Source organism: Streptomyces sp. LaBMicrA B280 (assembly GCF_049222185.1).
Taxonomy (GTDB): domain Bacteria; phylum Actinomycetota; class Actinomycetes; order Streptomycetales; family Streptomycetaceae; genus Streptomyces; species Streptomyces murinus.
Map to the genome: position 1 here is coordinate 212,370 of NZ_JBMJCT010000003.1, position 14,327 is coordinate 226,696.

Consider the following 14,327-nt stretch of genomic DNA (forward strand, 5'->3'; position numbering starts at 1 on the left):
GAGTGGCTCCTCGGGTCACCACCCGGCAGGGGTGCCGGGTGTTGGGGTCAATTCTAGTGGGCGTTGCAGAGGGGGCGGGACGCGCCCGCCCCCTCAGAAGAGCACGAGGCTCAGGAGACGCCCAGCTCCTTGGCGTTGGCCTTGAGGTCCTCGATGCCACCGCACATGAAGAACGCCTGCTCCGGGAAGTGGTCGTACTCACCGTCGCAGATCGCGTTGAACGCGGCGATCGACTCGTCCAGCGGCACGTCCGAACCGTCCACGCCGGTGAACTGCTTGGCGACGTGGGTGTTCTGGGACAGGAAGCGCTCCACGCGACGGGCACGGTGGACGACGAGCTTGTCCTCCTCGCCGAGCTCGTCGATACCGAGGATCGCGATGATGTCCTGCAGGTCCTTGTACTTCTGCAGGATGTTCTTCACGCGCATGGCCGCGTTGTAGTGGTCCGCGGCGATGTACCGCGGGTCCAGGATCCGGGACGTCGAGTCCAGCGGGTCCACGGCCGGGTAGATGCCCTTCTCCGAGATCGGACGGGAGAGAACCGTCGTCGCGTCGAGGTGGGCGAAGGTGGTGGCCGGGGCCGGGTCGGTCAGGTCGTCCGCGGGGACGTAGATCGCCTGCATCGAGGTGATCGAGTGACCGCGGGTCGACGTGATGCGCTCCTGGAGGAGACCCATCTCGTCGGCCAGGTTCGGCTGGTAACCCACCGCGGACGGCATCCGGCCGAGCAGCGTGGAGACCTCGGAACCGGCCTGCGTGAAGCGGAAGATGTTGTCGATGAAGAACAGCACGTCCTGCTTCTGGACGTCACGGAAGTACTCGGCCATGGTGAGGCCGGCCAGCGCGACGCGCAGACGGGTGCCCGGGGGCTCGTCCATCTGACCGAAGACCAGGGCGGTCTTGTCGATGACGCCCGAGTCGGTCATCTCCTCGATGAGGTCGTTGCCCTCACGGGTGCGCTCACCGACACCGGCGAACACGGAGACACCGTCGTGGTTGTTGGCGACACGGTAGATCATCTCCTGGATGAGCACCGTCTTGCCGACACCGGCACCGCCGAACAGGCCGATCTTGCCGCCCTTGACGTACGGGGTGAGCAGGTCGATGACCTTGACGCCCGTCTCGAACATCTCGGTCTTGGACTCGAGCTCGTCGAAGTTCGGGGCCTTGCGGTGGATGGGCCAGCGCTCGCCCTCGTACTGCTCGTCGACGTTCAGCACCTCGCCAAGGGTGTTGAACACCTTGCCCTTGGTGAAGTCGCCGACGGGCACCGAGATCGGCGCGCCGGTGTCGATGACGGCGGCCTGGCGGACCAGACCGTCGGTCGGCTGCATGGAGATGGTGCGGACCAGACCGTCACCCAGGTGCTGGGCGACCTCCAGGGTCAGCGTCTTCTTCTCGCCGGCGTTGGCCGGGTCGGCCACCTCGACGTGCAGCGCCTGGTAGATGTCCGGCATCGCGTCGACGGGGAACTCCACGTCGACGACCGGGCCGATGACCCGGGCGACGCGGCCCGTAGCCGTCGCGGTCTCAACAGTGGTGGTCATTATCGGTCACTCCCCGCGGTCGCGTCGGCCAGGGCGCTCGCGCCACCGACGATCTCGCTGATTTCCTGGGTGATTTCGGCCTGGCGGGCCGCGTTGGCAAGACGGGACAGCGTGTTGATCAGCTCGCCCGCGTTGTCGGTGGCCGACTTCATCGCGCGCCGCGTGGCGGCGTGCTTGGAAGCGGCCGACTGGAGCAGCGCGTTGTAGATACGGCTCTCCACGTAGCGCGGCAGCAGGGCGTCAAGGACGTCCTCCGCCGAGGGCTCGAAGTCGTAGAGCGGCAGGATCTCGCCCTCGGACTTCGTCTCCTCGGCGACCTCGTCGAGGCGCAGCGGAAGCAGCCGTGCGTCAAGCGCGGTCTGCGTCATCATCGAGACGAACTCGGTGTAGACGATGTGGAGTTCATCCACGCCGCCCTCGGCCGTGTCCTTCTCGATGGCCTCGATCAGGGGTGCCGCGACCTTCTTCGCGTCGGCGTACGACGGCTCGTCGGTGAAGCCCGTCCACGACTCCGCGACCTTGCGCTCGCGGAAGTTGTAGTGGGCGACACCGCGCCGGCCGACGATGTACGCGTCGACCTGCTTGCCCTCGCGCTCCAGGCGCTCGGTCAGCTGCTCCGCCGCCTTGATGGCGTTGGAGTTGAAGGCACCGGCCAGACCGCGGTCGCTCGTGAGGAGCAGGATCGCGGCACGGGTCGGGTTCTCCGCCTCCGTGGTGAGCGGGTGCTTGGTGTTCGACCCCGTACCGACCGCCGTGACCGCGCGCGTCAGCTCGGTCGCGTACGGCGTGGAGGCCGCCACCTTGCGCTGCGCCTTGACGACGCGCGAGGCGGCGATCATCTCCATCGCCTTGGTGATCTTCTTGGTCGCGCTGACGGATCGGATGCGACGCTTGTAGACCCGGAGCTGGGCTCCCATGAGTCAGGTCCCTTCCTTACGTCACTTGGCGGCAGCGGCAGGAGTGTCCTCGCCGAGCAGCTTGCCGTCCGAGGTCTCGAACTGCTTCTTGAACTCGGCCACCGCGTCGTCGATCGCCTGGATCGTGTCGTTCGACATCTTGGCGCCCTCCTTGATGGAGGTCATCAGGCCCTGGTGCTTGCGGTGCAGGAAGTCCAGCAGCTCCCGCTCGAAGCGACGGACGTCCACGACCGGGACATCGTCCATACGACCGTTGGTACCGGCCCACACGGAGACGACCTGGTCCTCGGTGGCCATCGGCTGGTACTGGTCCTGCTTCAGCAGCTCGACCATGCGCTGACCGCGCTCCAGCTGGGCCTTGGAGGCCGCGTCCAGGTCGGAACCGAAGGCGGCGAACGCCTCCAGCTCACGGAACTGGGCGAGGTCCACACGGAGGCGGCCGGAGACCTGGCGCATCGCCTTGTGCTGGGCGGAGCCACCGACTCGGGAGACCGAGATACCGACGTTCAGCGCGGGACGCTGACCGGCGTTGAACAGGTCCGACTCCAGGAAGCACTGGCCGTCGGTGATGGAGATGACGTTGGTCGGGATGAACGCCGAGACGTCGTTGGCCTTCGTCTCGACGATCGGCAGACCGGTCATCGAACCGGCACCCATCTCGTCGGAGAGCTTGGCGCAGCGCTCCAGCAGACGCGAGTGCAGGTAGAAGACGTCACCCGGGTAGGCCTCACGGCCCGGCGGGCGGCGCAGCAGCAGGGACACGGCGCGGTAGGCGTCGGCCTGCTTCGAGAGGTCGTCGAAGATGATGAGGACGTGCTTGCCCTCGTACATCCACTGCTGACCGATGGCCGAACCGGTGTACGGCGCAAGGTACTTGAAGCCGGCCGGGTCGGACGCCGGGGCGGCGACGATGGTCGTGTACTCCAGCGCGCCGTTCTCCTCCAGCGAGCGGCGAACGCCCGCGATGGTGGAGCCCTTCTGGCCGATGGCGACGTAGATGCAGCGGACCTGCTTCTTCGGGTCGCCGGTGCGCCAGTTGTCGCGCTGGTTGATGATGGTGTCGACGGCCAGGGCGGTCTTGCCGGTCTGGCGGTCACCGATGATCAGCTGACGCTGACCACGGCCGATCGGGGTCATCGCGTCGACGGCCTTGTAGCCGGTCTCCATCGGCTCGTGCACCGACTTGCGCTGCATGACCGTGGGGGCCTGCAGCTCAAGGGCGCGGCGGCCGGACGTCTCGATCTCGCCGAGGCCGTCGATCGGGTTGCCGAGCGGGTCGACAACACGGCCGAGGTAGCCCTCGCCGACCGCGACGGAGAGCACCTCGCCGGTACGCGTGACCGGCTGACCCTCCTCGACGCCACTGAACTCGCCGAGGACGATGGCACCGATCTCGCGCTCCTCGAGGTTGAGGGCGAGGCCGAGGGTGCCGTCCTCGAACTTCAGCAGTTCGTTGGCCATGGCCGAGGGAAGACCCTCGATCTTCGCGATGCCGTCGCCGGCAAGGGTGACCGTACCGACTTCCTCGCGCGAGGCCGCGTCCGGCTTGTACGACTGGACGAAGTTCTCCAGCGCGTCCCGGATCTCCTCCGGCCGGATCGTGAGCTCCGCCATCTGGGTTCCCTGCTCTCCTTGTTGGGCCCGAAGTTTCACTTTGGGGGGATGGGGACTCCCCCCAACAGGAGGTGAATCCTCTGCACGGCCCAACCAGGGCCGTATGTACGTACTGCTATTACTCGGTATGTCGAGGTGCCGCGTCGCTGTCGCGTCGCCGCTAGCTCGCCATGCGGCGGGCGGCCTCGTCCAGTCGGTCCGCGAGCGAACCGTTGATGACCTCGTCACCGACCTGGACCCGCATACCGCCGACGACGTCGGGGTCCACGTCCAGGTTGAGGTGGATCCGGCGGCCGTAGAGCTTGCCGAGGGCGGCGCCGAGGCGCTGCTTCTGGGTGTCGCTCAGCGGTACCGCCGAGGTGACGACGGCGACCAGACGGTCCCGGCGCTCCGCGGCCAGCTTGGACAGGGACTCCAGTCCCGCTTCCAGGCTACGACCACGCGGCGCGGCCACGAGGCGCACGACCAGACGCTCGGTGGCGGGCTTGGCCCGTCCGCCCAGCAGCCGGTTCAGCAGCTCGGTCTTGGCCCCGGCGCCCGCGGTGCGGTCGGTCAGGGCGGCGCGCAGCTCGGTGCTGGAGGCGACGATCCGGCCGAAGCGGAACAGCTCGTCCTCGACCTCGTCGAGGTTGCCACGCTTCTCCGCAGCGGTGAGGTCGGCGATGTCCGTCAACTGCTCCAGCGCGTCCACCAGGTCGCGGGGCTGCGACCAGCGGGCGCGGGCCATCCCGGCCACCAGGTCGGCGGCCACACCGCTGACCTGGGCACCGAGCAGGCGCTGGACCAGCTCGGCCTTGGCCTCTCCGGACTGCGCCGGGTCGGTCAGAACCCGGCGCAGGCCGGCCTCGCGGTCGAGCAGCGCGGTGACGGCCGCCAGCTCGTCGGCGAGCGCGGCGGCGTCCACGGACGTGGAGTCCGTCAGCGCGTCGAGACGCTCCCGTGCGGCTGCCAGGGCCTCGCGGCTCGCTCCGTTCATCGCGCGGCCTCGGCCTTCTCCTCGAGCTCGTCGAGGAAGCGGTCGATCACACGGCTCTGCCGGGCGTGGTCCTCGAGGGACTCGCCGACGAGCTTGCCGGCCAGGTCGGTGGCGAGCTTGCCGACGTCCTGACGCAGCGTGGACGCGGCGGCCTTGCGGTCGGCCTCGATCTGGGTGTGACCGGCGGCGACGATCTCCTCGCGCTGCCGCTGGCCCTCGGCCCGCATCTCGGCGATGAGGGTGGCACCCTGCTCCTGCGCCTCCTGGCGCAGCCGCGCGGCCTCGTGCCGTGCCTCGGCCAGCTGGGCCTTGTACTGCTCAAGGACGCTCTGGGCCTCGGTCTGCGCGGCCTCGGCCTTTTCGATACCGCCCTCGATGGCCTCGCGACGCTCTTCCAGAACCTTGTTGATGTTCGGGAGGAGCTTCTTGGCGAGGAAGCCGAAGACGATGACGAAGGCGATCAGGCCGATGACGAGCTCCGGCCACGGCGGAATGAGAGGGTTCTCCTTCTCCGCCGCAAACTGAACCCATGAGTGGGTCATCTCAGTGCCTTTCGTCGAATGGGCTGTCGCTGTCGTTCGACTCAGGAGTAGACGAACGGCATGACGAGGCCGATGAGGGCCAGCGCCTCACAGAACGCGAAGCCGAGGATCTGGTTGGAGCGGATCAGGCCCGCAGCCTCGGGCTGACGCGCGAGGGCCTGCGTGCCGTTACCGAAGATGATGCCGACGCCGACGCCGGGGCCGATGGCCGAAAGGCCGTAACCGACGGAGCTGAGCGAACCAGTGACAGCGGCAAGGGTCTGGGACATGCCAGTTCTTCCTTTTCTTTACGGACCGGTGGGGGGTTGGCCACCGGACGACCAGGGGTTTCGGGGCGGAGTGGCTCAGTGGTGCTCGGCGAGCGCGCCCTGGATGTAGGAGCAGGTCAGCAGGACGAAGACGTATGCCTGGACGGCCTGGATGAACAGCTCGAAGGCGGTCATGACGATCGTCATCACGAACGAGACGCCGGCGTAGGCGATACCGATGCCGTTCAGCATGTACCAGCTGGCGATCGTGAAGAGCACGATCAGCGTGTGCCCGGCGAACATGTTCGCGAACAGTCGGACGGCGTGGGTGAAGGGGCGGACCAGCAGGTTCGAGAACAACTCGATGACCATGGCCAGCGGCAGCACCGCGCCGAGCGACTTGTCGTAGCCCGTGAAGTTCTTGAACGCGCCGACGAATCCGTGTCGCTTGAAGGTCAGCGAGACCCACAGGACGTAGACGATCGCGGCCAGCGCCGCCGGGTAGGCGATGATCGCCGTCACCGGGAACTGGGCGACCGGGATGATCGACCAGATGTTCATCATCCAGACGAAGAAGAAGAGAGAGACGATCAGAGGTACGTACTTCTCTCCTTCCTTCTTGCCGATGGTCTCGTAGACGACACCGCGGCGCACGAAGTCGTAACCGGCCTCGCCGACCATCTGGAGCTTGCCCGGGATGACCTTGGCCCTGCCGAAGGCGGCCCAGAAGAAGCCCACGACGATGATGGAGCCGAGCAGGGCGAGGAGCATCGGCTTGTTGAAGTACAGGCCGTTCGTGTTCCCCCAGATCGGCTCGAAGAGGAACGAATGCAGGCCCGGAGCGACGGTCCCGAAGCCGCACCCGCTGAACAGGTGGCAGCTCGAGTCGAAAGCGAGCGTCTGCGTCGGATCAGCACTCACCGCGGGCTCCTTCATCGTGGCGCATAGGTACGGCAACCTCGTTGTGTCGGCGCGGCGTGCGGCCGCGGGTCGGCACGGGACTGGTGTGACGGATGTGGGGGCGGCTGGGGGGCATCTCGCCTCGCGATCGAACAGGCGTCAGCTCAGATGCCCGCGCCCGCGATGCCGCAGTTGGCACCGGACGATAGCAGCATGCGTGCTGCGCCTTTATCCCGGCCCTACCTCTCACGACGAACGCCCTGTCTTTTCGGGCTTGTCACCCGAGGACGAGGAGTCCGGATCGACGTAGAGGGTCTTGGCCTTCATGTGCGCACGCGTCTGTGCGCTGATCCACACGAGGGTGGCGACCACAAGCGTGATGGCGAAGGCGCGCGGGTTGAAAAGCGTGGTGTTCTTGAACAGGGCGACGAAGATGACCATCAGCAGCAGCTGGGCCGCGTAGAGCATCAGGCCCATCATCTGGAACAGCTGCGGAAATGATGTGGCGGTGCGCTGGAGTACGTAGAGACCGAGCCCCATGAACAGGACCACGACCACCGTCGCGACGACTGCCCCGATCGCTCCCTTGCCGCCCGCGACCACACCGCTGACGACGGCGGCAAGCGCGCCGACGGCAGCCGTGGGTACGGCGACTTGGGCAAGGATCCGGGCGTCAGAAGACGGCATGGCGGCAACTCCGCTTTCACAGGGGGCAGGTGTCGTCATGGACGAGCGTAGTCCCGGGCCGAGCGATCGAGATCTCACACCAATGGGCCGTCGCACTACGGTCCGTCGGCTCTATCCCGGGTTCTCGTGAACAGTATCACAAACTATTTGATGAGGTCTTTACCTGGTAGGTGTGCTTGCTGTCACACATGAGAGTGACTCTGCACGTCTGATCAGAAACCGAGCCGCTTTGTCTGGTATTAGGGACCTTTGCTCCCCCACGACTTGGCAATGCTCTAGTCAGATTCTTACCTTGCCCGTCTCAGGAACGGTCAGGAAAACGCCCACGAGTGCCGATTGCGGTCGCCCCGTTGACGCCGGACACACCGGCCGTGACGGGCGCGCGCTCATCGGTCTCCGGCTCCTCCGGACCGTCCGCCGCGGCCGCCTCCATGGCGAGTTCCGCCGCCGCGGCCGCCCGTCGGCGCCGGTAGCGCGGCGGCACGAAGCGCTGGGCCCACACCGGCACCCGCGGCGTGAAGCGCGGCAGGAGCAGCAGGACGAGGCCCACGGCGCTGAGGAAGACGACGCCGAGCACGATCCACATCGACGCCGAGTTGACCGAGTAGGCCAGCGCGCCGAAGGCGATCAGCGCCGACCAGAAGTACATGATCAGCACCGCGCGGCTGTGCGAGTGGCCGATCTCCAGCAGTCGGTGGTGCAGATGCCCGCGGTCCGCGGCGAACGGCGACTGACCGCGCCAGGTGCGGCGCACGATGGCCAGCACCAGGTCGGCGGCGGGGATCGCGATGATCGTCAGCGGCATCAGCAGCGGGATGTAGACCGGCACCATCTGGTGCACGGTGGCGCGCTCGGAACCGGAGAACAGGTTCATCACGTCCGGGTCCACCTGACCCGTGATCGAGATGGCGCCCGCGGCCAGCACCAGGCCGATCAGCATGGAGCCGGAGTCGCCCATGAAGATGCGCGCCGGGTGCATGTTGTGCGGCAGGAAGCCCAGGCACATGCCCATCAGGATCGACGCGAACAGGGTGGCGGGGGCGGCGGCCTCGATGCCGTACGACACCCAGACGCGATACGCGTACAGGAAGAACGCCACCGTCGCGATGCACACCATGCCGGCCGCGAGGCCGTCGAGGCCGTCCACGAAGTTCACCGCGTTGATCGTGATGACGACGAGCGCCACGGTCAGCAGCGTGCCCTGCCACTGGGTCAGCGCCACATTGCCGACGCCGGGGATGGGCAGCCACAGGATCGTCAGACCCTGCATCACCATGACGCCGGCGGCGATCATCTGGCCGCCGAGCTTGATCAGGGCGTCGATCTCGAACTTGTCGTCCAGGACGCCGATCAGCCAGATCAGGGCGGCGCCGGAGAGCAGCGCCCGCGGCTCGTTGGACTTCTCGAACACCCAGTTCAGGCTGGACAGGTGGTCGGCGACCAGCAGGCCAGCGCACAGTCCGAAGAACATCGCGATCCCGCCGAGGCGCGGAGTGGGTTCCCGGTGCACGTCCCGGGCCCGGATCTCCGGCATCGCCCCCGCCACGATCGCGAACTTCCGCACCGGCCCCGTCAGCAGGTACGTCACCGCGGCCGTGATGCAGAGCGTCAGCAGGTATTCACGCACGGGCTTCCCCACAGGTCTCGCTGGCCATCACAGCCCCACAGCCTAGCGGCGGGCGTATACGTCTGAGGACTTACGGGTAGCCAGGATGGTTGCAGACCATGCTGTGAGACTCGCCGCGCCCGCTTCCGGTCAGCCCGGATACGGCGGGAACGCGCCGGTCAGCTCCCGTGCCTCCGCCCGCGCCCCGGCCGGTTCCGGGTGCCCGCGCACCACCGCGGCGAGCAGTTTCGCGATCCGCTCCATCTCCGGCTCGCCCATGCCCTGGGTGGTCACCGCGGCCGTTCCCAGGCGCAGGCCCCGGCCGGCGGCGCCCGGCAGCGCGCAGCAGTCCAGGACGATCCCGGCGGCGGCGAGCCGGCCGCGGGCGGTGCGGCCGTCCACGCCGAGCGGCGCCGGGTCGGCGGTGATCAGATGGGTGTCCGTGCCGCCGGTGGTGACGGTGAGCCCCTCCTCGGCGAGATGCCCGGCCAGGGTGCGGGCGTTGGCGACGACCTGGTGCGCGTACGTGGCGAACGCCGGGGTCGCGGCCTCGCCGAACGCGACGGCCTTGGCGGCGACGGTGTGCATCTGCGCCCCGCCCTGGGTGAACGGGAACACCGCCCGGTCCACCCGCTCGGCCAGCTCGGCGCCGCACAGGATCATGCCGCCGCGGGGGCCGCGCAGCACCTTGTGCGTGGTCGCGCAGACGATGTCGGCGTACGGCACCGGGTTCGGGGCGGCGCCGCCCGCGACCAGGCCGATGGGGTGGGCGGCGTCCGCGATCAGATAGGCGCCGACCTCGTCGGCGACCTCGCGGAAGAAGGCGTAGTCGAGGTGCCGGGGGTAGGCGATGGAGCCGCACACGATCGCCTTGGGGCGGTGGTTGCGGGCCAGGTGGCGTACCTGGTCGTGGTCGATCAGCCCGGTCTCCGCGTCGACGCCGTAGCCGACGAAGTCGAACCAGCGGCCGGAGAAGTTGGCCGGGGAGCCATGGGTGAGGTGACCGCCGTACGGCAGGCCGAGGGCGAGGACGGTGTCGCCGGGGCGCAGCAGGGCGGCGTACGCGGCGAGGACGGCGGAGGAGCCGGAGTGGGCCTGTACGTTCGCGTGCCGGGCCCCGAACAGCGCGCAGGCCCGCCGCACGGCCAGCCGCTCGGCCATGTCCACGATCTCGCAGCCGCCGTGGTGGCGGGCGCCGGGGTAGCCCTCGGCGTACTTGTTCGCCAGCGGAGAGCCGAGGGCGGCGAGCACCGCGCGGGAGGTGAAGTTCTCCGCCGCGATCAGCTGGAGCGACGTCGACTGCCGGCGCAGCTCCGCCAGCAGGATCTCGGCCACCTCGGGATCCTGCTCCCGCAGGACATCGGCCTCGTGCAGGGTGCTGACCGACATGACGGACTCCGGGCGGTCGACGGTGACGTATCCCCAATGTAGGTCGCGGTGGGGTACGGCGCCCGGTGTCGGCGGTGCGCCGCCGCTACATCCGCGCGGGCACGCCCGTCAGCGCCGTCACCACCGGGTCCAGCGCGTCCCGTATCTCGTCGCCGATGGAGCGGAAGAACGGCAGGGGCGCGCCGTAGGGGTCGTAGACCTCGTCCGCCTCGGCCGTGGGGGCCAGGAGCCAGCCGCGCAGGGCGGCGGCGGCCCGGACCAGGGCGCGGGCGCGCATGACGAGGCCCTCCTCCAGCGGCGGCAGCGTCGCGGGGTCGATCGCGCGGACCAGGCGCGTGAACTCCTTGAGGGTGAACGTGCGCAGGCCCGCCGAATGGCCCATGGAGATGACCTGGGCTCGGTGGTCGCGGGTCGCGGTCAGGACCAGGTCGGCCCGGATGACGTGTTCGTCGAGCAGTTCCCGGCCCATGAAGCCGGAGGCGTCCGCGCCGAACTCGGCCAGCACGGTCTCCGCGTTGGCCTCCATGGGCGCGCCCTCATGGCCCCAGGTGCCCGCGCTCTCCACGATCAGCCCGCCGCCGAGCACACCGAGGCGCTCGGCGACGAAATGCCGGGTCAGCCGCTCGGTGATGGGCGAGCGGCACACATTGCCGGTACTGACGTGGAGGATGCGGAAGGTGTCGCGCGGAAACCCGAACGTCGTCGTCTCCTCCGCGAGGCGCTCCCCGATGCCTATGCCACGCCCCGCTGCAGGGGCCGTCAATTCGCCACCTCAAGGTCGGGTACGACCTTGCGCAGCTCGTCCGCCGAGATGGCGCCCTCGCGCAGCAGCACCGGCACGTCGCGGGAGACGTCCACGATGGACGAGGGCACGATGCCCGGGGTCGGGCCGCCGTCGAGGTAGACGGAGACGGAGTCGCCGAGCATGTCCTGCGCGGCGTCACAGGTCTCCGGCGACGGGTGTCCGGTGAGGTTGGCGGAGGAGACGGCCATCGGACCGACCTCGGTGAGCAGCTCGATGGCGACCGGGTGCAGCGGCATGCGCACGGCGACCGTGCCCCGGGTGTCGCCGAGGTCCCACTGGAGGGACGGCTGGTGCTTGGCGACCAGCGTCAGGGCGCCCGGCCAGAACGCGTCGACCAGTTCCCAGGCCATCTCGGAGAAGTTCGTGACCAGGCCGTGCAGGGTGTTCGGGGAGCCGATGAGCACGGGGGTGGGCATGTTGCGGCCCCGGCCCTTGGCGGCGAGCAGATCGGCGACGGCCTCGGAGGAGAACGCGTCGGCGCCGATGCCGTAGACCGTGTCGGTCGGCAGCACCACCAGCTCGCCCCGGCGGACGGCGGACGCGGCTTCGCGCAGACCCGTCGCACGGTCGGTCGCGTCGTTGGTGTCGTATCGCCGTGCCATTTAACGGGCCTCCTCGTACACAAACTGCGGGGTTGAAGTCTCGGTGCTGCTCACGGCAGCGCCTTGCGGGCGGTGGCGAACCGCGGCCGGTTGTTGAGGTCGGGGTGATCGGCCGCGTCGGCCCAGCCCCGCTCCTCGGTGAAGATCCACGGCACCTGTCCGCCCTGGGTGTCGGCGTGCTCGATGACGACGACCCCGCCGGGCCGCAGCAGCCGGTGCGCGGTGCGCTCGATGCCGCGGATCAGGTCGAGCCCGTCCTCCCCCGAGAACAACGCGAGTTCGGGGTCGTAGTCGCGGGCTTCGGGGGCGACGTACTCCCATTCGGTGAGCGGGATGTACGGCGGGTTGGAGATGACCAGGTCGACCTGGCCGTCCAGGTCGGGGAACGCGGACAGGGCGTCACCCTGGCGCAGGTCGACCCTGGACCCCTCGACGTTCTTACGGGTCCAGCGCAGCGCGTCCTCGGACAGCTCCACGGCGTGCACCCGGGAGCGCGGCACCTCCTGGGCGAGGGCGAGCGCGATGGCCCCGGAGCCGGTGCACAGATCGACGATGCACGGCTCGACCACGTCCATGGCGCGCACCGCGTCTATGGCCCAGCCGACCACCGACTCGGTCTCCGGCCGGGGCACGAACACGCCGGGCCCGACCTGGAGTTCCAGGTAGCGGAAGTAGGCCCGCCCGGTGATGTGCTGGAGCGGCTCGCGCTGCTCACGCCGGGCGATGACCTCCCAGTACCGGGCGTCGAAGTCCGCGTCCTTCACGGAGTGCAGTTCGCCGCGCTTGACGCCGTGCACGAACGCGGCGAGCTCCTCCGCGTCGGTGCGCGGCGAGGGCACGCCGGCGTCGGCCAGCCGCTGGGTGGCCTGGGCCACCTCCGATAGCAGCAGGTTCACGCAAGTCCTCCGGAAGTCTGCAAGTCCTCGTGGTTCCTTACGCGGCCGCGAGCTTCGCCGCGGAGTCGGCGTCGACGCAGGCCTGGATGACCGCGTCGAGTTCGCCGTCCAGGACCTGGTCCAGGTTGTACGCCTTGAAGCCGACACGGTGGTCGGAGATGCGGTTCTCCGGGAAGTTGTACGTACGGATCTTCTCGGAGCGGTCCACGGTGCGGACCTGGCTGCGGCGGGCGTCCGCGGCCTCCCGCTCCGCCTCCTCCTGGGCCGCGGCGAGCAGCCTGGAGCGCAGGATACGCAGGGCCTGCTCCTTGTTCTGGAGCTGGCTCTTCTCGTTCTGGCAGGAGGCGACGACACCCGTGGGCAGGTGGGTGATGCGCACCGCGGAGTCCGTGGTGTTGACGGACTGGCCGCCGGGGCCGGAGGAGCGGTAGACGTCGATGCGGAGGTCGTTCGGGTTGATCTCCACGTCCACCTCCTCGGCCTCGGGGGTGACGAGGACACCGGCCGCGGAGGTGTGGATACGGCCCTGGGACTCGGTGGCCGGCACCCGCTGCACGCGGTGCACGCCGCCCTCGTACTTCAGCCGCGCCCACACGCCCTGGCCGGGCTCGGTCTGCCCGCGGGTCTTCACCGCGACCTGGACGTCCTTGTAGCCGCCCAGCTCGGACTCGGTGGCGTCGATGATCTCGGTCTTCCAGCCGACGCGCTCCGCGTAGCGCAGATACATGCGCAGCAGGTCGCCGGCGAACAGCGCCGACTCGTCGCCGCCCGCGCCCGCCTTGATCTCCAGAATGACGTCCTTCTCGTCACTCGGGTCACGCGGGACGAGCAGCAGGCGCAGCTTCTCGGTCAGCTCCTCGCGCTGCTGCTCCAGCTCCTTGACCTCGGCGGCGAAGTCCGGGTCGTCGGCGGCCAGCTCGCGCGCGGTCTCGATGTCGTCACCGGCCTGCTTCCAGGAGCCGTACGTGCCGACGATCGGGGTCAGCTCGGCATAGCGCTTGTTCAGCTTGCGCGCGTTCGCCTGGTCGGCGTGGACCGACGGGTCGGCGAGCTTCGTCTCGAGGTCGGCGTGCTCGGTGACGAGTTCCTCGACTGCCTCGAACATCTTTCGGCTCCTGTACTGCGATGAAGGGAAGGGGCGGGCGACCAAAAACGCCGGTCCCGGACGCACGCCCTCGCGGACGTACGGCCGTGGACCGGCGAATGGGGGCTCGCTACTTCTTGGAGCCGGCGGCAGCCTTGCCGAAGCGGGCCTCGAAGCGGGCCACACGGCCACCGGTGTCGAGGATCTTCTGCTTGCCCGTGTAGAACGGGTGGCACTCGGAGCAGACCTCGGCACGGATGGTGCCGGAGTCGATGGTGCTCCGCGTGGTGAACGACGCGCCACAGGTGCAGCTGACCTGCGTCTCGACGTACTCGGGGTGGATGTCGCGCTTCAAGGTTTCTCCTAGGTTTCGGGAGGGCTCCGGGTCGCCGCCGCGGGCTGCGGGGACGTGAACCGGGGCCGACGTACCAGTCTGCCAGGACTGGGGCCATCCCCCCAAACCGGGGGTGCGGTTGTTCTATTCCCAGGCGGTCCGGCGGCGGTCCGGCGGCCG

The 14,327-nt window shown here is 68.9% G+C and carries 15 protein-coding genes; all 15 read right to left on the reverse strand.

Annotation, left to right across the window (positions count from 1 at the left end; translation table 11 throughout):
* Window positions 1-110: 110 nt before the first annotated feature.
* The gene (gene atpD / locus ACLF5H_RS03355) at window positions 111-1,547 is read right to left on the reverse strand and encodes a F0F1 ATP synthase subunit beta (RefSeq protein ID WP_037656495.1); all 1,437 of its coding nucleotides are present in this window, start codon (window positions 1,545-1,547) and stop codon (window positions 111-113) included.
* A complete protein-coding gene (locus tag ACLF5H_RS03360) occupies window positions 1,547-2,464 on the reverse strand; it encodes a F0F1 ATP synthase subunit gamma (RefSeq protein WP_421674578.1) in 918 nt (305 codons plus the stop codon). The genes atpD and ACLF5H_RS03360 overlap by 1 nt, the downstream gene beginning before the upstream one ends.
* 21 nt (window positions 2,465-2,485) lie before the next feature.
* Window positions 2,486-4,078 carry a F0F1 ATP synthase subunit alpha gene (gene atpA, locus ACLF5H_RS03365; RefSeq protein WP_037656498.1) on the reverse strand — a complete coding sequence of 531 codons (1,593 nt, stop codon included), beginning with the start codon at window positions 4,076-4,078 and terminating at the stop codon, window positions 2,486-2,488.
* 160 nt (window positions 4,079-4,238) lie between these two features.
* Window positions 4,239-5,054: a F0F1 ATP synthase subunit delta gene (locus ACLF5H_RS03370; protein WP_421674579.1), complete on the reverse strand. Its 816-nt coding sequence runs from the start codon at window positions 5,052-5,054 to the stop codon at window positions 4,239-4,241.
* Entirely contained in the window at window positions 5,051-5,596 is a 546-nt protein-coding gene (locus ACLF5H_RS03375) for a F0F1 ATP synthase subunit B (protein WP_037656500.1), read from the reverse strand. The genes ACLF5H_RS03370 and ACLF5H_RS03375 overlap by 4 nt, the downstream gene beginning before the upstream one ends.
* A 41-nt stretch (window positions 5,597-5,637) precedes the next feature.
* Window positions 5,638-5,865: an ATP synthase F0 subunit C gene (gene atpE / locus ACLF5H_RS03380; RefSeq protein WP_037656501.1), complete on the reverse strand. Its 228-nt coding sequence runs from the start codon at window positions 5,863-5,865 to the stop codon at window positions 5,638-5,640.
* 75 nt (window positions 5,866-5,940) lie between these two features.
* Entirely contained in the window at window positions 5,941-6,780 is an 840-nt protein-coding gene (atpB, locus tag ACLF5H_RS03385; RefSeq protein ID WP_421674580.1) for a F0F1 ATP synthase subunit A, read from the reverse strand.
* 210 nt (window positions 6,781-6,990) lie between these two features.
* Window positions 6,991-7,431 carry a hypothetical protein gene (locus ACLF5H_RS03390; protein WP_421674581.1) on the reverse strand — a complete coding sequence of 147 codons (441 nt, stop codon included), beginning with the start codon at window positions 7,429-7,431 and terminating at the stop codon, window positions 6,991-6,993.
* A 301-nt stretch (window positions 7,432-7,732) separates the two neighbouring features.
* Complete coding sequence (locus ACLF5H_RS03395) at window positions 7,733-9,058, reverse strand: MraY family glycosyltransferase (protein ID WP_421674582.1); 1,326 nt, start codon at window positions 9,056-9,058, stop codon at window positions 7,733-7,735.
* Between the two features lie 129 nt (window positions 9,059-9,187).
* Window positions 9,188-10,426, reverse strand: a complete 1,239-nt coding sequence (gene glyA, locus ACLF5H_RS03400) for a serine hydroxymethyltransferase (RefSeq protein WP_421674583.1) — start codon at window positions 10,424-10,426, stop codon at window positions 9,188-9,190.
* Window positions 10,427-10,511: 85 nt separating this feature from the next.
* Window positions 10,512-11,189, reverse strand: a complete 678-nt coding sequence (locus tag ACLF5H_RS03405; protein WP_128791702.1) for a protein-tyrosine-phosphatase — start codon at window positions 11,187-11,189, stop codon at window positions 10,512-10,514.
* Complete coding sequence (locus ACLF5H_RS03410; protein WP_037656508.1) at window positions 11,186-11,833, reverse strand: L-threonylcarbamoyladenylate synthase; 648 nt, start codon at window positions 11,831-11,833, stop codon at window positions 11,186-11,188. Before ACLF5H_RS03410 ends, ACLF5H_RS03405 begins: the two co-directional genes overlap by 4 nt.
* A 50-nt stretch (window positions 11,834-11,883) precedes the next feature.
* A complete protein-coding gene (prmC, locus tag ACLF5H_RS03415; protein WP_136104418.1) occupies window positions 11,884-12,729 on the reverse strand; it encodes a peptide chain release factor N(5)-glutamine methyltransferase in 846 nt (281 codons plus the stop codon).
* A 37-nt stretch (window positions 12,730-12,766) separates the two neighbouring features.
* Window positions 12,767-13,834: a peptide chain release factor 1 gene (gene prfA / locus ACLF5H_RS03420; protein ID WP_421674584.1), complete on the reverse strand. Its 1,068-nt coding sequence runs from the start codon at window positions 13,832-13,834 to the stop codon at window positions 12,767-12,769.
* A gap of 109 nt (window positions 13,835-13,943) precedes the next feature.
* Entirely contained in the window at window positions 13,944-14,168 is a 225-nt protein-coding gene (gene rpmE, locus ACLF5H_RS03425) for a 50S ribosomal protein L31 (RefSeq protein WP_018571447.1), read from the reverse strand.
* Between the last annotated feature and the right edge of the window lie 159 nt (window positions 14,169-14,327).

What these genes read in the sequence shown, in the direction of transcription:
- atpD (WP_037656495.1), bottom strand. Translation starts at nt 1,547, where the DNA reads ATGACCACCACTGTTGAGACCGCGACGGCTACGGGCCGCGTCGCCCGG.
- ACLF5H_RS03360 (WP_421674578.1), bottom strand. Translation starts at nt 2,464, where the DNA reads ATGGGAGCCCAGCTCCGGGTCTACAAGCGTCGCATCCGATCCGTCAGC.
- atpA (WP_037656498.1), bottom strand. Translation starts at nt 4,078, where the DNA reads ATGGCGGAGCTCACGATCCGGCCGGAGGAGATCCGGGACGCGCTGGAG.
- ACLF5H_RS03370 (WP_421674579.1), bottom strand. Translation starts at nt 5,054, where the DNA reads ATGAACGGAGCGAGCCGCGAGGCCCTGGCAGCCGCACGGGAGCGTCTC.
- ACLF5H_RS03375 (WP_037656500.1), bottom strand. Translation starts at nt 5,596, where the DNA reads ATGACCCACTCATGGGTTCAGTTTGCGGCGGAGAAGGAGAACCCTCTC.
- atpE (WP_037656501.1), bottom strand. Translation starts at nt 5,865, where the DNA reads ATGTCCCAGACCCTTGCCGCTGTCACTGGTTCGCTCAGCTCCGTCGGT.
- atpB (WP_421674580.1), bottom strand. Translation starts at nt 6,780, where the DNA reads ATGAAGGAGCCCGCGGTGAGTGCTGATCCGACGCAGACGCTCGCTTTC.
- ACLF5H_RS03390 (WP_421674581.1), bottom strand. Translation starts at nt 7,431, where the DNA reads ATGCCGTCTTCTGACGCCCGGATCCTTGCCCAAGTCGCCGTACCCACG.
- glyA (WP_421674583.1), bottom strand. Translation starts at nt 10,426, where the DNA reads ATGTCGGTCAGCACCCTGCACGAGGCCGATGTCCTGCGGGAGCAGGAT.
- ACLF5H_RS03410 (WP_037656508.1), bottom strand. Translation starts at nt 11,833, where the DNA reads ATGGCACGGCGATACGACACCAACGACGCGACCGACCGTGCGACGGGT.
- prfA (WP_421674584.1), bottom strand. Translation starts at nt 13,834, where the DNA reads ATGTTCGAGGCAGTCGAGGAACTCGTCACCGAGCACGCCGACCTCGAG.